This window comes from Serinicoccus sp. CUA-874 (genome assembly GCF_001942225.1).
In the GTDB taxonomy this organism is placed as follows: Bacteria; Actinomycetota; Actinomycetes; order Actinomycetales; family Dermatophilaceae; genus Ornithinicoccus; species Ornithinicoccus marinus.
The window spans coordinates 1-19,372 of the sequence record NZ_MKJZ01000001.1; the positions used below are offsets into that span (position 1 = coordinate 1).

Consider the following 19,372-nt stretch of genomic DNA (forward strand, 5'->3'; position numbering starts at 1 on the left):
GCGCCGCCACCACCGGCACCCGCCGACCGCTACACTGAACCCCGCCCAAGGTGGGGAAAATCAGTGAGCATCACTGAGGAACTTCGACGAGCCTCGTCACTACTGGGCACATAAGCGGATAGCCAACCTTTTGGCAGAGGGGGGCTTGAACCACCCCCATCCTTTGGGCGCCGATCCCGATACCGGCGTGGTCTCACCCTGCCCCTCGGACTGTCCGCAGGTGTTCACCCACGACGACTGGGGCACGCGCCTCGCGATCGCAGGAGTCGTGCCGTCCATGGTGACCGGGGCCATCGCCATCGACGCGACAGACCAGGAGTCGTGGGCTCACCCCCAGAGCTGGGACGACGACCCCGACGTCGAGCCCGGGCAGCTCCCCGCCCCGCAGGAAGTGAAGAAGCGCAAGTTGCGGAGCAAGGAGGGATGGCCCCGCATCGGCGCGGACGGTCGTAAGCAGCACACCCTCGACCCGGACGCCCGACAAGGCGTTCCGCACGAGCAAGAAGGGTCGAAAGGGGGAGGTGTTCACCGGGTACGACGTCACCCTCGGAGCCAGCACCCGCCTGTGCGCCACGCAGGGCTACGTCCTGCCTCTCATCCTGTGCCTGTCCGTCCGCCCAGGTGGCACTCACAAGGGTCGCAGCGGGATAGACGCGATCGACGCACTACGTTGAGCCGGGCTGACAGTGAGTAAAGTTGTCGCCGACCGGGGCTACACGTACTGCACTCACGACACCTGGGCCACCCCCCTACGGGACCGGGGGATCACTCAGACCCTGGACCTGCACAAGTTGCAGCGGGGGCGACGGCCCGGACCGATCGCCGGGACGGTGTGGATCGACGGGGCGCTGTACACGAGCGCGATCCCGGACGCACTCATCGACCTGCCGGCTCGCCCGCTGGTCCACGACTTCGAGGTCCTGGGAGCGTGGGCCGACCAACATGAGCCACGCCGGGCCTATCGCTTCATTCCGCTCAACAGCCCGACGCCCGACGGGTCGCAACGGTTCAAGGGGCCCGCTCTCTCCGGCAAGGTGCGGTGCCCGAACACGCCAGCCTCGATGCGGGGGGTTGGACCGCTGACCCGGTGTGAACGAGGGGGAGTGTGCGGTTGCGGCAACACCGTGACCATAGGGCCGACGGTCGAGGCCCGGGAGCGACAACGCTTCCCCTACGGGACCAAGGCATGGATAAGGGACTACGCCCGGCGGGAGCACGTCGAGTCCTGGAACTCGGCGATGAAGGGGCACCAGTCCCTCTTGCGACACGGGTCCATCCAGGTCTTCGGAACGGTGAAGACGGCCATGGCTGTCGGTATCGCTGCACTCGTCCATAACTTGTTGGCCATCCGGTCCCTGCGAGCTCGCGCATCCGCTGAGCCGCAGACATACAGCGAGGCGGACGAGGATCTCCCCCCGCTGTTCATCAAGCGTCGAGCCCCCAAGCCCGTAGCCAAGTCGCCGCCCGGCTGACCAGCCCGCTCCAGAGGCGCGCGCTATGCGTGCCCAACTTGTGCTGCCAAAATCGCGCCGTGCGGCCTCCCAGAGGTCGGATCGTCCCAGTTGCTGAGTCTTGGCCGCACGTTTTCGGCGGCTTTGGCGTCTCTGACCGCCTCACGTAGCCCCGGAGCTGCTCGCACCGCCCCCACTGGGAGGGTCACGGGGAACTTATGTGAACCCTGACTCGCCACTTATGTGACGGCGCCTGGGCTCCCCGGGCAGGAATCGAACCTGCGTCGCTAATCCTGATTCAAAGTCAGGCGGCCCCTACCAGCAGAGCAACCGGGGAACGTGCCGCAGCACCCCGCCAGCCTAACGGCCGGGCTCAGCTCTTGGCCCTGGTCCGCAGCGTCGGGCGGGCCTCCATGCCGGCGAGGCCGTTCCACGCGAGGTTGACCAGGTGCGCCGCGACGTCGTCCTTCTTCATCTTGCGCGAGTCGAGCCACCAGCCGCCCGGGATGGCGACCATGCCGACGAGCATCTGGGCATACAGCGGGGCGGTCTTGGGGTCCAGCCGCCGCCGCCTGAACTCCGCGGCGAGGATGTGCTCGACCTGGGTCGCGATGTCGCTGATGAGCGAGGCGAAGGACCCGGTCGACTGCCCGGGCGGGCTGTCCCGCACGAGGATCCGGAAGCCGTCGGTCGAGTGCTCGATGTAGTCCAGCAGCGCCATCGCCGCCGCCTCGAGCAGCGCCCGGGCATTGCCCTCGTGCGCGGTGAGCGCGTCGGTGATCTGTCCGAGCAGCGCCTGGATCTCGCGGTCGACGACGACGGCGTACAACCCCTCCTTGCCGCCGAAGTGCTCGTAGATCACCGGCTTGGACACCCCGGCCGCCTCGGAGATCTGCTCCACGCTCGTGCCCTCGAAGCCCCGCTCGGCGAAGAGCGAGCGACCCACCTCGATCAGCTGCTGCCGCCGCTGCGGGCCGGTCATCCGGTGTCGGGAGGTCTTCGTGCTGGAGCTCACCACCCCATCATGCCAAGGGCGGGTCGCGGCGCGATCCTGCACAGGTACAGTCGGTCCCGTGACGCCCCACCACCCCGCCGCCGTCATCATCCTCGCCGCCGGGCAGGGCACCCGGATGAAGAGCTCCATCCCCAAGGTGCTGCACCGCATCGGTGGTCGATCCCTCGTCGGGCACGCGATGCATGCCGCCCGCCAGGCCTCGCCGGAGCACCTCGCCGTCGTCGTCCGGCACGAGCGGGAGCGGGTCGCCGCGCACGTCGCCGAGGTCGACCCGGGCGCGATCGTCGCCGACCAGGACGAGGTCCCGGGGACCGGTCGCGCCTGCGAGTGCGGGCTCGGCGCCCTCCCCGACGGTCTCACCGGCACGGTGCTCGTCACCATGGGTGACGTGCCGCTGCTCTCCGGCGAGACCCTGCGCGAGCTGACCCGGGTGCACGAGGAGCGAGGCTCGGCCGTGACCCTCCTCTCCGCCGTCGTGGACGACGCCGGCAGCTACGGCCGCGTCGTGCGCGACGCGACGGCGAGCTCGCCGAGATCATGGAGTTCAAGGACGCGGTGCAGCGCCGCGACGCCGGCGACCCGGACTACGGCCACGTCGTCGACATCCGCGAGTTCAACTCCGGCATCTACGCCTTCGACGTCGAGGTGCTGCGCCGCGCGCTGGACCAGGTGGGGCAGGCCAACGAGCAGGGCGAGAAGTACCTCACCGACGTCATCAAGATCGCCCGCGAGGAGGGTCGCACCGTCGTGGCCCACCCGGTCACCGACCTCATGCAGACCGAGGGGGTCAACGACAAGGTGCAGCTCGCGGCCCTCGGCAAGGAGCTCAACCGCCGGGTCGTCGAGCGGCACATGCGCGACGGCGTCATCGTCGTCGACCCCGCCACCGCGTGGATCGACGCCGACGTCACGATCGGCCAGGACACCGTCGTGCGGCCCGGCACCCAGATCCTCGGCGCGACGACCGTCGGCGCCGAGGCCACGATCGGCCCGGACACGACGCTCACCGACTGCGAGATCGGCGACGGCGCGAGCGTCGTGCGCACCCAGGCCGAGCATGCGGTGGTGGGCGGCGACGCCACGGTCGGCCCGTTCTCCTACCTGCGCCCCGGCACCGTGCTCGGCGAGGGCGGCAAGATCGGCGCCTTCGTCGAGACCAAGAACGCCGACATCGGCCCGGGCGCCAAGGTCCCGCACCTCACCTACTGCGGCGACGCGACGATCGGGGAGGGCGCCAACATCGGCGCCGGCACGATCTTCGCCAACTACGACGGCGTCGCCAAGCACCGCACCACGGTCGGCCGGCACAGCTTCGTCGGGTCCGACTCGGTGCTCGTCGCGCCGGTCGACATCGCCGACGGGGCGTATGTCGCGGCCGGCTCCACCATCGAGGGCCGGGTCGGGCCGGGTCAGATCGCGGTCGCCCGCGCCCGCCAGCGCAACGTCGACGGCTGGGTGGCGCGGCGCCGCGCCGGGACCGCCACCGCGGCGGCCGCCGAGGAGGCGACCGGGACCGGTGGCGAGGGCATACCGCAGGACGAGCCGAGCACGGAGGAGAGCTGATGGGGATCCACAAGACGACCGAGAAGAACCTCATGGTCTTCTCCGGCCGGGCGCACCCGGCGCTCGCCGACGAGGTCGCCGCCGAGCTGGGCACCAATCTCGTGCCGATGCAGGCGCACAGCTTCGCCAACAGCGAGATCTACGTCCGCTTCGACGAGTCGGTCCGTGGCTGCGACGCTTCGTCATCCAGAGCCACGTCGCGCCGGTCAACGAGTGGATCATGGAGCAGCTCATCATGGTCGACGCGCTCAAGCGCGGCTCGGCCAAGCGGATCACCGTGGTGCTGCCGTTCTACGGGTATGCCCGCCAGGACAAGAAGCACCGCGGCCGGGAGCCGATCTCGGCCCGGCTCATCGCCGACATGTTCAAGACCGCTGGCGCCGACCGGCTGCTGACCGTGGACCTGCACACCGCCCAGATCCAGGGCTTCTTCGACGGCCCCGTCGACCACCTCATGGCCACGCCGATCCTGTCCAAGCACGTCAAGGAGAAGTACGGCGACCGCCAGCTGGCCGTCGTCTCCCCGGACGCCGGCCGGATCAAGGTCGCGGAGTGGTGGAGCAACAAGCTGGGCGGCGTGCCGCTGGCCTTCATCCACAAGACCCGCGACGTCACCCGCCCGAACGAGTCCGTCGCCAACCGGGTCGTCGGCGAGGTCGAGGGCCGCACCTGCATCCTCGTCGACGACATGATCGACTCCGGTGGCACGATCTGCCAGGCGGCGGAGGCGCTCATGAAAGACGGTGCCAACGAGGTGGTCATCGCCGCCACGCACCCGATCTTCTCCGAGCCTGCGGTCGAGCGGCTCGCGAAGTCCGTGGCGACCGAGGTCATCGTCACCAACACGCTGCCGCTCTCGGACGAGGCGCTGGCGATGGACAAGCTCACCCAGCTCTCGATCGCCCCCCTCGTCAGCCGCGCCATCCGTGAGGTCTTCGAGGACGGCTCGGTGACCTCCATGTTCGAGGGCCGCGCCTGACCTGCCGTTCTGGACATCGGTTTGCGGGGCCCGTCCCGCGAACCGATGTCCAGCACCGTGAGGACGCGGGATTTCGTGCGCCCCGTGCGTGGGCGATAGACTCCTCGGCGTTGCCTCGGCGAGGGACGCTGCACGGTGTCCGTCATCGACGAAGAGCTCACGGCTGACGCTGCCCCGCGCGGTGTCCCGCGTCGAGGCCTGACCCTGCACACCGCATACCCGCACGAAGAAGGTCTGACCGCATGGCTGACGAGCTGAAGATTCCCGCCGAGAAGCGCACCGAGTTCGGCAAGGGTGCTGCCCGCCGCATCCGGCGCGCCGACAAGGTGCCCGCCGTCCTCTACGGCCACGGCACCCCACCGCTGCACCTGTCGCTGCCCGGCCACGACACCATGCTGGCGCTGCGCCACAGCAACGCCGTCCTGACGCTGGACGTCGAGGGCGAGTCGCACATGGCCCTGGCCAAGGACGTGCAGCGCGACCCGATCAAGCGCTTCATCGAGCACGTCGACCTCGTCGTCGTGCGTGCGGGTGAGAAGGTCACTGTCGAGGTCGGCGTCCACATCGAGGGCGAGGCCGCCCCGGAGACGGTCGTCACCACCGACTACAACACGCTCGAGGTCGAGGCTCCCATCACGAGCATCCCCGAGTGGCTGGTCGTCTCGGTCGAGGGACTCGAGGCCGGCACCCAGATCCTGGCCGGCGAGGTCGAGCTGCCCGACGGTGTCACCCTGGTCACCGACCCGGAGGCGCTGGTCGTCAATGTCTCGCAGCAGGTGTCCGAGGAGGCCCTGGAGGCCGAGCTCGCCGAGGCCGAGGCCGAGGTCGGCATCGAGCAGGAGGAGTCCGACGACGACGCCGAGCTGCCGAGGGCGACGCCGAGGGTGGCGAGGCCGAGGGCGGCGAAGACACCGAGGCCAAGGACGACTGACCCCGTGGCGGGCGCTCCGGCGCCTGCGGCGTGATCGCGACGTGGCCGCGTCCGGGTGCTCCCGGGTGCGGCCACTGTCGCGTCACGGCCCTCGATCGGTGGAGGAGGAACGATGAGCGAGGCACCCTGGCTCGTGGTCGGCCTGGGCAACCCCGGTCCGAGGTATGCCGGTCACCGGCACAACATCGGTGCGATGGTGGTCGAGGCGATGGCGGCCTCGGCGGGGGCGAGCCTGCGCGAGCACAAGGCGGGCCGGGCCTGGGCCGCCGAGGTGCGGCTCGGGACGCTGCCGGAAGGACTGCCCGGCCCGCGTGCCGTGCTCGCCCGGCCCATGACCTACATGAACGTCTCCGGCGGCCCCGTCTCCGGGCTCACGAAGTTCTACAAGGTGCCGGTCGAGCAGGTGGTCGTCGTGCACGACGAGCTCGACATCGAGCCTGGGCAGGTCCGGCTCAAGCGGGGTGGCGGCGAGGGCGGGCACAACGGACTGCGCTCGATCAGCCAGTCCCTCGGCAGCCGGGACTACCTGCGGGTCCGCCTGGGCATCGGCCGCCCGCCCGGCCGCCAGGACCCGGCCGACTACGTGCTCTCCGACTTCCCGGCGCGCGACCGCATCGAGGTGGAGCTGCTCGTCGGCGACGGTGAGGACGCCGTCATCGACCTGGCCCAGCGTGGCCTGGAGGCCACCCAGCAGCGCTTTCACGTGCGCTGAGCCCAGACCCACCGGTCCGGGCGGGGGCTGGGCTCAGCCCGGGCTCTTGAGCTGCTGCAGCCGGGCCTCGATCTCGGCGTCCCCGCTGCTGCTCTCCAGCTCGGCGAACTGGTCCTCCAGGCTGGCCGACTGCGCCTCGGCCCGCCCGGCGACCATCGCCTCCTGCTTGCGGATGGAGTCCTCCCACCGGGACAGGTCGCTGCTCGGGTCCATGACGTCGATCGAGGACATGGCGTCCTGGACCTTCTCCTGCGCCTCGACCGAGCGGGCCCGGGCGACGAGCGTGCTGCGGCGCGACTTGAGGTCCTCCAGCTTGGTCTTCATGGTGACCAGACCGCCCTTGAGCTGCTCGACCGTCTCGTTCTGCTGGGCGATGGTCGGCTCGGCGTTCTTGACGTCGTTCTCGTGCTGGATCTGGCGGCCCAGGGCGACCCGCGCGAGGTTGTCGAACTTGTAGGCGCCGTCCGGGTCGCCGGCGCCGCGCATCTCCTCGGCCTTCGCGACGCGGCCGCCGCCTTGCGCCCCCACTCGGCCGCGGCATCGCGGTCGGTCTGCAGGTCGGCCTCGGCCATGCGCACGTTCGCGATGGTCTGCGCCACCGCCTCCTCCGCCTCGGCGATCGAGTTGGAGTAGTCCCGGACCAGCTGATCCAGCATCTTCTCCGGGTCCTCGGCGCGGTCCAGCAGCGCGTTGATGTTGCCCGTGCCAGCTGGCCCACCCGGCCGAGGATCGTCTGCTTCTGCGTCATCTGGTCTCATCCTTTCTCCGCCCGCGAGGTCGCGGGTCCTGCTGGTCTGATGTCGAGGGTATGACGTGCGGGCGCCACCTCCGGTTGCGCTGCACCAGGACTGCTCAGAAGCGGCCGCCAGAGAAGTTCCCCCCTCCGCCGCCACCGAAACCACCACCGCCGAAGCTGCCGCCACCGAATCCCCCGCCGCCGCCGAAACCGCCGCCGGAGAAGCCACCCCCGCCCCAGCCGCCACGGTGCCGGTGCGAGCTGCCGGCACCGGAGAGGATGCCACCGAGGATCACCGACCAGGGGTCGATGCCCCGGGACCGGCCCCGGGAGTAGGGCGAGCCGAACCCGCCGGACCCGCTGCCCCAGTGGTCGGTGTCGCGCTGCGCCTCGGTCAGCGCCCGCTCGCCGAGCTGCTCGGCGCGGGTGAGCAGGTCCATCGCGGCGGTCGGCGACTCCGACGCCCGGGTGACGGCGTCGTCGTAGAGCCGCAGGGCCTCGGAGATGCGGGTGCGCGCCGAGCTGTTCACCGCACCCCGCGCGGTGGACACCGTCTGGTCGATGCTGCGCAACCGTGCCCCGACCCGGCTGACGCGGGCCTCGAAGTCGCCGCGCAGCTTGGCCTGGTGGCGGTCGGCCTCGCGCAACGGCTCCAGCAGGGCGTCGAGGGCGTGCTCGGCGGCGTCCAGCTCGGCCAGCGCGCGCAGCGGATCCCCGCCGCGCCCGCTGCCCTGGGCCTGCTCGATCGCGGCGCGGGCCCGCTGGACGGCCTGGGCGATGGTCGGCTCGCCCCCGTGCGGGCGGGCGTCCTGCAGGTCGGCGGACAACGAGGCGATGCCCTCGGCGATCGCCTCGTCGGCGCCACGCAGCTGGGCGTCCGCCTCGGCGACCTGGTCCAGCAGCGCCGCGGCCTGTCCGATCGACTCCTCCGCGGCCCGGGCGGCCGCGACGGCGGAGGCCCGGTCGTCCCGCTCCAGCGACTGCCGTCCGGCGGTGACGAAGCCGTCGGCCGAGTCCAGCAGGTTGGTCGAGCGCTCCAGGTTGGCCCGCACCGTGGCCAGCGCCTGCTCGGGGTGACGCGCGCGCAGGCCGCTCAGCTCCTGCTCGGCGACGGGCAGCCGGTCACGGGTCTCACGGGCCCGGGTCTCGAGCTCGGCGAGGAACTGCGGGGCACGGTCCTGCAGCGAGCGGAGCCGCGCGAACTCCTCGGTCTGCGCGTCCAGCTCCTGCCGGGACTGCCCGGTCAGCTCCAGGATGCGGCCGAGCATGCCGCGCTGGACGCTCTCCGCCTCCTCCGAGTCGTCGTCGAGCTGCTGCCGCAGCGCGAAGGCCTCCCGGGCCGCGGCCCGCGCGCGCTCCAGCGCCGCGCTGAAGGCCTGGGTCTGCTGCTCGCCGAACTGCGCCCGCGCGAAGTCCAGCTCCTCGCCCGCCGAGCGCACGGCGTCGTCCATGCCGACCAGGGCCTCCGAGGCCTGCCGGTGCAGCTCGGGCAGGCTCGGGCCCTGCGCCCGGTCCGGCGCCTTCGCGCCCGGGTCCGGACGGCGCCGCACCCGCTGGACGACCATGGCGACCCCGCCGATGGCCAGCGGGGCGAAGAACAGCAGCGGGAAGGCGCCGCCCAGCCCGCTCCCGGAGGACTGCGGATAGACGTCCTCGCCGTCCGGCACGCTCACCCCGCCCGAGGACGGACCCTGCTCGTACTCCCGGGCGAAGCCGTCGACCGCGCCCTCGATCGCTCCCGCCCAGTCGTCCTGGGCCAGCCGCGGCTCGACGTCCTCGAGCCGGATGGTCTGCAGCTGTGCGTCGCTCAGCGTCTCCCCGATGTCGCCGAGCCCGTAGGCGCGCTGGTCGACGGCGACGGCGAGCACCAGGTCACCGGCACCCATACCGGACTCCTGCGAGGTGAGCTCGGCCCACTCCCGGCCGTCGATCGTGGACCCCGAGGTGTCGGTGAAGGTGTCGACATAGGCCACGAAGAGCTGCAGCCCCGTCTCCTCGCGCAGCGTCTCGATCTGCTCGGCCGCGCTCTGCTCCTCGGCGTCAGTCAGCGCGTCGACGGGGTCGAAGACAGCGTCCTCGAGGTAGGTCGGCTCCTCCGCCGCCGCCGGCACGGCGACACCGGAGGCGGCGAGCGCCAGGGCTGCGACGAGGACGTGGCGGGGACGCCGGTGGCGCCCCGCTCCTGCGCGATGTGTCGAACGACTCACGTGGCGATCCTGCCCGACCGCACCCACCCGCGCCACCTCCGACGCGCGGCGGGGCCGTCCCGGCGCGGTCGCCGCCCGCCAGAGCGTCGCGGCCCCCCGGTCGGCGCGCCGTACACTGATCCGGCAGCCGCGACCGGTCTCGCCCGCTGCACCCTCACCCTGTCTGACGCGCTCGCCAAGGAGCTGTTCATGTCGCTCGCGCCCCTCCTCGCCGCCGCTCGTGCCGAGGAGACCGTGTCGGGCGTGCTGGAGTCCGCCGGGGCGGGGACCGGTGTCCCCGCGCTGGAGGTGTCGGCCGCCCCCGGGCTGCACCCGAGCCTGGTCGCCCTGCTCGCGACGGCCGAGGCCTCGGGCCCGGTCCTGGCGGTGACGGCGACCGGCCGCGAGGCGGACGACCTCGTCGGGGTGCTCGGCGAGCTGCTGCCGGAGGGGCCCGACGTCGTCGCCGGCTTCCCCAGCTGGGAGACGCTCCCGCACGAGCGCCTCAGCCCCCGCTCGGACACCGTGGGTCACCGCCTCGCGACGCTGCGCCGGCTGGCCCACCCGGACCGCACGGGGGAGGACCCGCTCGCCGGGCCGGTCCAGGTGGTCGTCGCGAGCGTGCGCGCCCTGCTCCAGCCGATCGTCCGTGGTCTCGGCGACCTCGTCCCGGTCCGGCTCGCGGCAGGGGAGGAGCGCCCGCTCACCGAGGTCGCGAGGCGCTCGCGGCGGCGGCCTACACCCGGGTCGACATGGTCGAGCGGCGCGGCGAGTTCGCGGTGCGCGGCGGCATCCTCGACGTCTTCCCGCCGACCGAGGAGCACCCGGTCCGGGTCGAGTTCTGGGGTGACACGGTGGAGGAGGTGCGGTGGTTCAAGGTCGCCGACCAGCGCAGCCTGGAGATCGCGAGCCACGGCCTGTATGCGCCCCCGTGCCGGGAGGTGCTGCTCACCGACGCCGTGCGGGCGCGGGCCGCCGAGCTCGTCGACACCCTGCCCGGCGCGGGTGACCTGCTCGAGAAGATCGCCGAGGGTATCGCCGTCGAGGGGATGGAGTCACTGGCTCCGGCGCTCGTGGACGGCATGGAGACGCTCGTCGACGTGCTGCCGCAGGACTCGCGGGTCGTCGTGCTCGACCCGGAGCGGGTGCGCACCCGGGCGCACGACCTGGTGCGGACCAGCGAGGAGTTCATGCAAGCCGGGTGGGCGGCCGCGGCCGGGGGCGGTGCCGCCGTCCCCATCGACCTGCAGCAGCTGCTCGGGACGGCCTCGTCCTGGTCGCTCGCCGACATGCGCCGGCACGCCCTGGACGCCGGGGTGCCGTGGTGGACGCTCACCGCCTTCGCCGCGGACGAGTCGCTGGAGGAGTTCGTCGACGAGGGCGCGGTCGCCGACGAGCCGGACGAGGGAGCCGACCGGTCGCCCGCGGTGACGATCCCCTCCAGCCCGGTGACGGCATACCGCAGCGACGTCGACGCACTGACCACGGACCTGCGCGGCTGGCTGGCGCAGGGGCGTCCGGTCGTGCTCGCGCTCGACGGTGCCGGGCTCGCCCGCCGCGTCGGTGAGGTGCTGACCGAGCGTGAGGTGCCGCACCGGCTGCACGAGGGGGCCGACGGGCTGCCCGAGACCCTCGACCCGCAGCGGGTGACGGTGACCACCGGTCGGGTCGGGCGGGGCTACGTGCTCGGCGACGACGGTCTCGTTCTGCTCGGCGAGACCGACCTCACCGGCAACCAGGGCACCGGCGGCAGCACCAAGGACATGCGGCGGATGCCCTCGCGCCGGCGGCAGCAGGTGGACCCGCTCCAGCTGCGCCCGGGCGACTTCGTCGTGCACGAGCAGCACGGCGTCGGCCGGTTCGTCGAGATGGCGCAGCGGCAGGTGCAGGGCGCGACGCGGGAGTACGTCGTGCTGGAGTACGCCCCGTCCAAGCGGGGCCAACCGGGAGACCGGCTCTACCTGCCGACCGACCAGCTGGACCAGCTGACGAAGTACGTCGGCGGCGAGGCGCCCACCCTCCACCGGCTCGGTGGCGCGGACTGGCAGAAGACCAAGTCGCGGGCGCGCCGGCACGTCAAGCAGATCGCGGCCGAGCTCATCCGGCTCTACTCCGCGCGGCAGGCCACGCAGGGCCACGCCTTCGGCCCGGACAGCCCGTGGCAGCGCGAGCTCGAGGACGCCTTCGCCTACGCCGAGACCCCGGATCAGCTGGTCTCGATCGACGAGGTCAAGGAGGACATGGAGAAGACCGTGCCCATGGACCGCCTCATCAGCGGCGACGTGGGCTACGGCAAGACCGAGATCGCGGTCCGCGCCGCCTTCAAGGCGATCCAGGACGGCAAGCAGGTCGCGGTGCTCGTGCCGACCACGCTGCTCGTGCAGCAGCACCTGCAGACCTTCGCCGAGCGGTATGCCCAGTTCCCCGTCGTCGTCCGGGCCCTGTCCCGCTTCCAGTCCGACAAGGAGGCGCGCGAGGTCGTCGCGGGCATCGCCGACGGCTCGGTGGACCTGGTCATCGGCACCCACCGGCTGCTCGGCTCGACGGTGCGCTTCAAGGACCTGGGGCTGGTCATCATCGACGAGGAGCAGCGCTTCGGCGTCGAGCACAAGGAGCAGCTCAAGGCGCTGCGGACCAACGTCGACGTGCTCGCCATGTCGGCCACGCCGATCCCGCGGACGCTGGAGATGGCGATCACCGGCATCCGGGAGATGTCGACCCTGGCCACCCCGCCGGAGGAGCGGCACCCGGTGCTGACCTTCGTCGGCGGCTACGACGAGAAGCAGATCGCCGCCGCGATCCGGCGCGAGCTGCTGCGCGAGGGGCAGGTCTTCTTCGTGCACAACAAGGTGAGCTCGATCGAGAAGGTGGCCTCCCGGCTGCGCGATCTCGTGCCGGAGGCGCGCATCGAGACCGCGCACGGCCAGATGGGCGAGCACCGGCTGGAGCAGGTCGTCGTCGACTTCTGGGAGCGGCGCTTCGACGTGCTCGTGTGCACGACGATCGTCGAGACGGGCCTGGACATCTCCAACGCCAACACCCTCATCGTGGACCGGGCCGACGCCTTCGGGCTCTCCCAGCTGCACCAGCTCCGGGGCCGCGTCGGTCGCGGCCGGGAGCGGGCCTACGCCTACTTCCTCTACCCGCCGGAGAAGCCGCTCACCGAGACGGCCGTCGACCGCCTCCAGACGATCGCCGCCAACACCGACCTCGGTGCCGGCATGGCGGTCGCGATGAAGGACCTGGAGATCCGCGGTGCCGGCAACCTCCTCGGCGGTGAGCAGTCCGGTCACATCGAGGGCGTCGGCTTCGACCTCTACGTCCGACTCGTCGGCGAGGCCGTCGCCGCCTTCAAGGGCGAGGGGAAGGAGGCGCCGCCCGAGGTCAAGATCGAGCTGCCGGTCGACGCCCACCTGCCGCACGACTACGTGCCGGGGGAGCGGCTGCGGCTCGAGGCATACCGCAAGCTGGCACAGGTCGCCGACGAGGCCGAGCTGGAGCAGATCCGCGAGGAGCTGGTGGACCGCTACGGCCAGCCGCCGACCCCGGTGCAGACGCTGCTCGAGGTCGCGCGGCTGCGGACGGTGGCGCGCGAGGCCGGCATCAGCGACGTCGCGATGCAGGGGCAGATGGTGCGCTTCGCGCCGGTGGAGAACCTGCGGGAGAGCCAGCAGCTGCGCCTGACCCGGGTCTACCGCGGCACGATCATCAAGCCCGCGCTGCGGCAGATCCTCGTGCCCGCACCGAAGACGGCCGCGGTCGGCGGCAAGCCGCTGCGCGACCAGGAGATCCTCGACTGGGCCTCCCAGCTCATCCACGCGGTGCTGCTCGACGACTTCGCGGCGGTCGGCGCCCGCTGAGCCCGCAACTCGCGGAATCTGAACACGCCACACCAGTCACACCCGTACCTGAGCACGCTGACGCAGCCGGAGCGTAGGAAATAACCTTCGCTCCGCCTGCATAAGCGTGTTCAGGTCCGGCGGGGGCGTTGAGTCAGGGGGCGCCGGTCGAAGGCACCCAAGCCGGGTATTCGCTCAGGGGACGAAGGTCTCGAGCGTGGCGCCGAGCCGGGGGAGCGCCGCGACGACGTGCTCCTTCGCCTTGCCGCGGAAGGAGGCATACACCTTGCCGAGCGGGTTGCCCTCGACGCGCGCGGCGGCGGAGTCGGCGACCGCGAGCAGCTCATCGGCCACCTGGCCCGACCGTGCCGGGTCCGAGAGATAGCGGCCGAAGGCGACCTCGCCCTTCGCCTCGTAGTGCGGGTCGAGCGAGCGGGCCATGCCCGGGAGCAGCCGGTCCACGCCCTTGCGCACGTTGCTCTCGCTGGCCTTCTTCGCCCCGGCGAAGGCGGTCTTGAGCATCGTGCCGGAGATGCCCTTCTTGGTGGAGATCTCCGCGTCGGCCAGGACGAGGAGCGCGTCGACCACGCGGGGTCGTGTCCCCGGATCGAGGAGGGCGGTGCTCAGGGTGCTGGTGCTCATGGGCCGAGCATGCCAGGGGCCGCCCGAGGCGCGGGCCGTGCGATGATGAGCCGCGTGAAGCGCGCATACACCCTCCCCTCCGTCGCCGCGGTCGCCGCGCTGGCCCTCACCGGGTGCAGCAGCGGCCTCGGGATGACCGAGGGCGTCGTCATCGAGGGCACCGGCTACTCGGTGGCCGAGGTCCAGGAGGCCGCCGAGCAGCTCAGCGAGGTCTCGCCCGAGCCGGTGGCCGTGGCGACCGTGATCTACCAGGCGGGCGTCGCGCCGCTGCTCCACCGCTCCTTCAACGACACCAGCTACGAGGTGACCGAGAGCGACGCCCGGCGGGTGCTCTCCGAGGCGGGGCTGGAGGGCGAGGCCAGCGACCTCACGGTCCAGGCGGTGACCTTCCAGGAGTACGGCGCGCTCCTGGGCGACCAGGAGGCGCTCGCCGACGAGGAGCTCGCGCCGGTCATCGCCGAGCTGCAGACCCTCAGCGCGGAGGACATCGGCGCCCTCGAGGTCGAGGTCAACCCGCGCTTCGGGTCGTGGAGCGCCTCGGGCGACGGCGTGCTCCCGCAGGTGCCCGGGTGGATCAGCTCCCCGTCGGACTGAGCCTGCTGCTCACCTCCCCCCGGGTGCGCCGGGGCTGCTGTCGGCTGCCGCCTGGCAGGCGGTGCGCTGCGCCGACCACGTGCTCGCGGCCGATCCCGATGCCCCCACCCCGCGGGCGCTCGCCGCGGCCGGGATCGAGGTGAGGCCCGCCGGTCCCGACGCCACGCCGCAGCAGCGGGCCGCCGAGCTGCTCGCGCTCGACGGCGCGGTGGTCTGGGTCGGCTCGCCCGACGGCGACCCCGGCCTGGCCGAGGCGCTCGCCGTCCAGCTGCCGGAGGACGACCCGCCCGCCCTGGAGCTGCTCGTCGGGTCGTGGGACACCCCGGGCGCCCGGCTGCTGGACGCCGTCGCGGTGATGGACCGGCTGCGCTCGCCGGGTGGCTGCCCGTGGGACGCCGAGCAGACGCACGCCAGCCTCGTCCCCTACCTCGTCGAGGAGGCGCACGAGGCCGCCGAGGTCCTGGACGACCTCGACGCCGCCGTGGGGGACGCCCGGGAGCACGCGATCGACGAGCTCGGCGACGTGCTGCTCCAGGTCCTCTTCCACGCCCGGGTCGGCGCCGAGCACGAGGAGGAGCCCTTCGACGTCGACGACGTCGCCGCAGGGCTGGTCGCCAAGCTCGTCCGCCGCCACCCGCACGTCTTCGCCGACACGCAGGTCTCGGGGGCTGCCGACGTCGCGCACAACTGGGAGCAGATCAAGGCGCAGGAGTCCTCCGGGGCGCCCGCCCGCGAGCACCCGCTCGACGGCATACCCACCGGTATGCCCTCCCTCGCCCGCGCGGCCAAGGTCGCCTCGCGACTGGCGAAGGCGGGCGAGGGGGCAAGGCTCGACGAGCGGGTCGCATCGCTCGAGGCAGAGGGCGACCCCGGCGCGCCGCTCCTGCGGACAGTCCTCGACCTGCGCGCCCGCGGCGTGGATCCCGACCAGGCGCTGCGGCACACCCTCCGCCAGGTGGAGGCCGCGGCACGCCGGGGCGCCGATGGCCCCGGCCCGCCTCCCGAGAGCTCCGCGCGGCGCTAGGCTGGCCGACGACATACCGCCGGTGCTGCCGGTCGATCCCCAGACGCCCCCGCGAAAGGAGCGCACATGGCTGCCATCGATGCCATCATCGCCCGCGAGATCCTCGACTCCCGAGGCAACCCCACCGTCGAGGTGGAGGTCGGCCTGGACGACGGCACCGTCGCCCGCGCCGCCGTCCCCTCCGGTGCCTCGACCGGTGCCTTCGAGGCGGTGGAGCGCCGTGACGGTGACAAGAGCCGCTACCTCGGCAAGGGTGTGGAGAACGCCGTCGCCGCGGTGATGGACGACCTCGAGCCGCGGCTGCTCGGCTTCGACGCCTCCGAGCAGCGCCTCGTCGACACCGAGATGCTGGCCGCCGACGGCACCGGCAACAAGGGCGAGATCGGCGCCAACGCCATCCTCGGCGTCTCGCTGGCCGTCGCCAAGGCCGCGGCGGACTCCGCCGGGCTCCCGCTCTTCCGCTACGTCGGCGGCCCCAACGCCCACGTCCTGCCGGTGCCGATGATGAACATCCTCAACGGTGGCTCGCACGCCGACTCCAACGTCGACATCCAGGAGTTCATGATCGCCCCGATCGGCGCGCCGAGCTTCCGCGAGGCGCTGCGCTGGGGCACCGAGGTCTACCACGCGCTCAAGGGCGTGCTGAAGTCCCGCAAGCTCAACACCGGGCTGGGCGACGAGGGCGGCTTCGCCCCCGACCTGGAGTCCAACCGGGCCGCGCTCGACCTCATCATGGAGGCCATCAAGAAGGCCGGCTACACCCCCGGCTCGGACATCGCGCTCGCGCTCGACGTCGCGGCCACCGAGTTCTGCGAGAAGGGGAAGTACACCTTCGAGGGCAAGAAGCGCAAGGCCGCCGACATGGTCAAGTACTACGCCGAGCTCGTCGACGCCTACCCGCTCGTCTCCATCGAGGACCCGCTGGACGAGGACGACTGGGAGGGCTGGGCGCAGATGACCGCGCAGCTCGGCGACCAGGTCCAGCTCGTGGGCGACGACCTCTTCGTCACCAACCCCGAACGGCTGCAGCGCGGCATCACCGACCGCGCCGCCAACGCGCTGCTGGTCAAGGTCAACCAGATCGGCTCGCTCACCGAGACCCTGGACGCGGTCGCCCTCGCCCAGAGCAACGGCTTCCGCTGCATGATGAGCCACCGCTCCGGCGAGACCGAGGACGTCACCATCGCCGACCTCGCGGTCGCCACCAACTGCGGGCAGATCAAGACCGGGGCCCCGGCGCGCTCGGAGCGGGTCGCGAAGTACAACCAGCTGCTGCGCATCGAGGAGGAGCTCGACGACGCCGCGGTGTATGCCGGCGCCGGCGCCTTCCCCCGCTTCCGCGGCTGAGCCCGGTCCGTCGCCGCCCGGGCCGGCGTTCCGCTCGCCGCCCGGCGCGGCGTCCCCGCACCCGGTGACCACGGGCATACCCTGGCCACACCTGTCACACCCCTCCCGCCCGCACGCCCGAGGAGCATCTATGAGCACGGCCCGCGGCCCCCGCGACCGGCGCACCTCGCGCGCCGGCAGCAGGCCGACGGGTCCCGCGCGCCGCACCTCCTCGCGACCGGGTGGCCGGTCCCGTGCCGCGACGCTGCCCAGCGCGCGGCAGGCGCCGGTGCACGTGCGCCGGCTCATCACCCTCGGCGTGCTCCTCGTCGTCATGGCGCTCGTCGTCGCCCCCGCGCTGTCCGGCTTCCTGCGGCAGCGCGCCGACATCAACGCCCTGCACCAGGAGATCGAGACCGAACGCGAGGAGATCGCCGCGCTGGAGACCGAGCTGGAGCGCTGGGAGGACGACGACTACGTCGAGCAGCAGGCCCGTGAGCGGCTGCGTTTCGTCAAGGAGGGCGAGACCGCCTTCACGGTCATCGACGACACCGGGAGCGACTACACTGAGACGTTGCCAGGAATGGCCCCGGTGAGCGATGACGTGATTGCCGACAGCCCGTGGTACGGCCAGGTGTGGGAATCCGTGAAGATCGCGAACGAAGGGCTCCCCGAGACCACGGAGCCGTGAGCAACGGCCCCGCAGAGAAGGACATGAGCGAACTCGACCGCACCACGCTGGACGAGACCCCCACCGAGGAGGATCTCGAGGTCATCCGGCGCCAGCTCGGACGGGAACCGCGCGGCGTCGTGGCCATCGTGCACCGGTGCCCCTGCGGCTGCCCCACCGTCATCCGCACCGAGCCCCGGCTGCCGGACGGCACCCCCTTCCCCACCAGCTTCTACGCCACCTGCCCCAAGCTGACCGGCGCCATCTCCACCCTCGAGAGCGAGGGGCTGATGAAGCAGATGTCGCGGCGGCTGGCCGAGGACCAGAGCCTGCGCTGGGAGTATGCCCAGGCGCACGACGACTACCTGCGCCGCCGCGAGGAGCTCCTCCACGTCCCCGAGATCGCGGGCATCAGCGCCGGCGGCATGCCCAACCGGGTCAAGTGCCTGCACGTGCTCGTGGCGCACAGCCTCGGGGCCGGTCCCGGGGTCAACCCGCTCGGCGACGAGGCGATCGCGGCCCTGCCGACCTGGTGGGAGGGCGGCTGCTGCTCCGGCGTCTCGGCGGTCGAGGACGAGCGCTGCGACTCCTGCCCCAAGCACCACCCGCTGCCCGAGGCCGAGCAGGCCCACCCCGCGGCGCAGGAGGTCGCCGACGACGCGCCCCGCGGGCGCCAGGGCGGGTCCGCCGCATGACGCGCGTGGGTGCCGTCGACTGCGGCACCAACTCGATCCGGCTGCTCGTCGCCGACCTCGAGGCCGGCCCCGACGGGCCCGCGCTGCGCGAGGTGCACCGCGAGATGCAGATCGTGCGGCTGGGTGAGGGCATCGACGCGACCGGCGCGATCAGCGAGGCCGCGATGCAGCGGACGCTCGCGGCCGCGCAGGGGTATGCCGACCAGTGCCGTGAGGCGGGCTGCGAGCGCGTCCGCTTCGTGGCCACCTCGGCCTCGCGCGACGCCTCGAACGCGGCCGACTTCGTGGCCGGCGTCCAGGAGGCCTTCGCCGGCTTCGACGTGACGCCCGAGGTCGTGAGCGGCGAGGAGGAGGCGGCGCTGTCCTTCGCCGGGGCCACCGGGCCGCTGCGGGGGCACGGTGCCCCGGGCCCCTACCTCGTCGTCGACATCGGCGGGGGCTCGACCGAGTTCGTCCTCGGGGACGAGGCGGGCACGGGGGTTGCCGCCGCTCGCTCGGTGGACATCGGCTGCGTCCGGCTGACCGAGCGTCACCTGCGCGACGACCCGCCGAGCGAGGACCAGGTCTGGGCGGCCCTCTCCGACATCGTGCGCGCGGTCGACGAGGTGGCCTCGACGGTCGACCTCACCGGGGTGGGCACGCTGGTGGGGCTGGCGGGGTCGGTGACGACCGTGACCGCGCACGCGCTGGACCTGCCGGCATACCGGCGCGAGGCCATCCACGGTGCCGAGCTCGAGGTCGACCGCGTGGTCGACGCCTGCACCGACCTGTTGCTGAGCCCGCGGTCGCGACGGCGCGAGCTGCCGTTCATGCACGAGGCAGGGTCGACGTCATCGGGGCCGGAGCCTGGTGTGGCGGACCGTGGTGCAGCGGGTGGCGCACGACTCCGGGCTGGCGACCGTGCGTGCCTCGGAGACCGACATCCTCGACGGCATCGCCCTCTCCCTGGCCTGAGTCGTCCACACCTCGCGCGCCGGACCCGGTCCTGACCCAGGACCGACCGTCCTCG

The 19,372-nt window shown here is 72.3% G+C and carries 11 protein-coding genes, 1 tRNA gene and 5 pseudogenes; 12 read left to right on the forward strand and 5 right to left on the reverse strand.

Translation table 11 applies throughout. The features are described from left to right. The first annotated feature begins 830 nt into the window (after nt 1-830). Nucleotides 831-1,472: a transposase gene (locus BJF80_RS00005; RefSeq protein WP_143553911.1), complete on the forward strand. Its 642-nt coding sequence runs from the start codon at nt 831-833 to the stop codon at nt 1,470-1,472. A gap of 237 nt (nt 1,473-1,709) precedes the next feature. Here the strand turns inward: BJF80_RS00005 and BJF80_RS00010 are convergent. Both BJF80_RS00010 and BJF80_RS00015 read right to left on the reverse strand, forming a co-directional pair. Beyond that, nucleotides 1,710-1,788, reverse strand: a tRNA-Gln gene (locus BJF80_RS00010). Nucleotides 1,789-1,824: 36 nt separating this feature from the next. Continuing rightward, nucleotides 1,825-2,433: a TetR/AcrR family transcriptional regulator gene (locus BJF80_RS00015; protein WP_075810741.1), complete on the reverse strand. Its 609-nt coding sequence runs from the start codon at nt 2,431-2,433 to the stop codon at nt 1,825-1,827. 91 nt (nt 2,434-2,524) lie between these two features. On the opposite strand from BJF80_RS00015, the pseudogene glmU reads away from it, so the two are divergent. The 4 genes and pseudogenes from glmU to pth all read left to right on the forward strand — a co-directional run bounded on the left by glmU (nt 2,525) and on the right by pth (nt 6,651). Then, nucleotides 2,525-4,029: pseudogene (gene glmU / locus BJF80_RS00020) on the forward strand (bifunctional UDP-N-acetylglucosamine diphosphorylase/glucosamine-1-phosphate N-acetyltransferase GlmU). Beyond that, nucleotides 4,029-5,008 (forward strand): annotated as a pseudogene (locus BJF80_RS00025) (ribose-phosphate diphosphokinase). Before glmU ends, BJF80_RS00025 begins: the two co-directional pseudogenes overlap by 1 nt. A 242-nt stretch (nt 5,009-5,250) precedes the next feature. Next, complete coding sequence (locus BJF80_RS00030; RefSeq protein ID WP_321166324.1) at nt 5,251-5,973, forward strand: 50S ribosomal protein L25/general stress protein Ctc; 723 nt, start codon at nt 5,251-5,253, stop codon at nt 5,971-5,973. A 78-nt stretch (nt 5,974-6,051) separates the two neighbouring features. After that, entirely contained in the window at nt 6,052-6,651 is a 600-nt protein-coding gene (pth, locus tag BJF80_RS00035) for an aminoacyl-tRNA hydrolase (protein WP_075810742.1), read from the forward strand. A gap of 33 nt (nt 6,652-6,684) precedes the next feature. Here the strand turns inward: pth and BJF80_RS00040 are convergent. Continuing rightward, a pseudogene (locus tag BJF80_RS00040) lies at nt 6,685-7,399 on the reverse strand (PspA/IM30 family protein). 104 nt (nt 7,400-7,503) lie between these two features. Continuing rightward, entirely contained in the window at nt 7,504-9,594 is a 2,091-nt protein-coding gene (locus BJF80_RS18635) for a TPM domain-containing protein (RefSeq protein ID WP_075810807.1), read from the reverse strand. Nucleotides 9,595-9,783: 189 nt separating this feature from the next. Between BJF80_RS18635 and mfd the strand changes: the two are divergent. Beyond that, nucleotides 9,784-13,433 (forward strand): annotated as a pseudogene (gene mfd / locus BJF80_RS00050) (transcription-repair coupling factor). Between the two features lie 174 nt (nt 13,434-13,607). Here the strand turns inward: mfd and BJF80_RS00055 are convergent. Continuing rightward, a complete protein-coding gene (locus tag BJF80_RS00055; protein WP_075810743.1) occupies nt 13,608-14,054 on the reverse strand; it encodes a DUF6918 family protein in 447 nt (148 codons plus the stop codon). A gap of 54 nt (nt 14,055-14,108) precedes the next feature. Between BJF80_RS00055 and BJF80_RS00060 the strand changes: the two genes are divergently transcribed. The 6 genes and pseudogenes from BJF80_RS00060 to BJF80_RS00085 all read left to right on the forward strand — a co-directional run bounded on the left by BJF80_RS00060 (nt 14,109) and on the right by BJF80_RS00085 (nt 19,317). Next, nucleotides 14,109-14,648, forward strand: a complete 540-nt coding sequence (locus BJF80_RS00060; RefSeq protein WP_075810744.1) for a hypothetical protein — start codon at nt 14,109-14,111, stop codon at nt 14,646-14,648. 61 nt (nt 14,649-14,709) lie between these two features. Continuing rightward, the gene (locus BJF80_RS00065; RefSeq protein WP_237767352.1) at nt 14,710-15,672 is read left to right on the forward strand and encodes a nucleoside triphosphate pyrophosphohydrolase; all 963 of its coding nucleotides are present in this window, start codon (nt 14,710-14,712) and stop codon (nt 15,670-15,672) included. A 66-nt stretch (nt 15,673-15,738) separates the two neighbouring features. Next, nucleotides 15,739-17,019 carry a phosphopyruvate hydratase gene (gene eno / locus BJF80_RS00070; protein ID WP_075810745.1) on the forward strand — a complete coding sequence of 427 codons (1,281 nt, stop codon included), beginning with the start codon at nt 15,739-15,741 and terminating at the stop codon, nt 17,017-17,019. A 130-nt stretch (nt 17,020-17,149) separates the two neighbouring features. After that, nucleotides 17,150-17,689: an FtsB family cell division protein gene (locus BJF80_RS00075; protein WP_075810746.1), complete on the forward strand. Its 540-nt coding sequence runs from the start codon at nt 17,150-17,152 to the stop codon at nt 17,687-17,689. A 23-nt stretch (nt 17,690-17,712) separates the two neighbouring features. After that, nucleotides 17,713-18,363: a DUF501 domain-containing protein gene (locus BJF80_RS00080; protein ID WP_022924471.1), complete on the forward strand. Its 651-nt coding sequence runs from the start codon at nt 17,713-17,715 to the stop codon at nt 18,361-18,363. Next, nucleotides 18,360-19,317: pseudogene (locus BJF80_RS00085) on the forward strand (Ppx/GppA phosphatase family protein). The gene BJF80_RS00080 and the pseudogene BJF80_RS00085 overlap by 4 nt, the downstream one beginning before the upstream one ends. Nucleotides 19,318-19,372 lie beyond the last annotated feature (55 nt).

Excerpts from the sequence above, each read along its gene's own strand:
- BJF80_RS00080 (WP_022924471.1), top strand. The coding sequence starts at position 17,713 with ATGAGCGAACTCGACCGCACCACGCTGGACGAGACCCCCACCGAGGAG.
- BJF80_RS00015 (WP_075810741.1), bottom strand. The coding sequence starts at position 2,433 with ATGACCGGCCCGCAGCGGCGGCAGCAGCTGATCGAGGTGGGTCGCTCG.
- BJF80_RS00030 (WP_321166324.1), top strand. The coding sequence starts at position 5,251 with ATGGCTGACGAGCTGAAGATTCCCGCCGAGAAGCGCACCGAGTTCGGC.
- pth (WP_075810742.1), top strand. The coding sequence starts at position 6,052 with ATGAGCGAGGCACCCTGGCTCGTGGTCGGCCTGGGCAACCCCGGTCCG.
- BJF80_RS00075 (WP_075810746.1), top strand. The coding sequence starts at position 17,150 with ATGAGCACGGCCCGCGGCCCCCGCGACCGGCGCACCTCGCGCGCCGGC.
- BJF80_RS00055 (WP_075810743.1), bottom strand. The coding sequence starts at position 14,054 with ATGAGCACCAGCACCCTGAGCACCGCCCTCCTCGATCCGGGGACACGA.
- eno (WP_075810745.1), top strand. The coding sequence starts at position 15,739 with ATGGCTGCCATCGATGCCATCATCGCCCGCGAGATCCTCGACTCCCGA.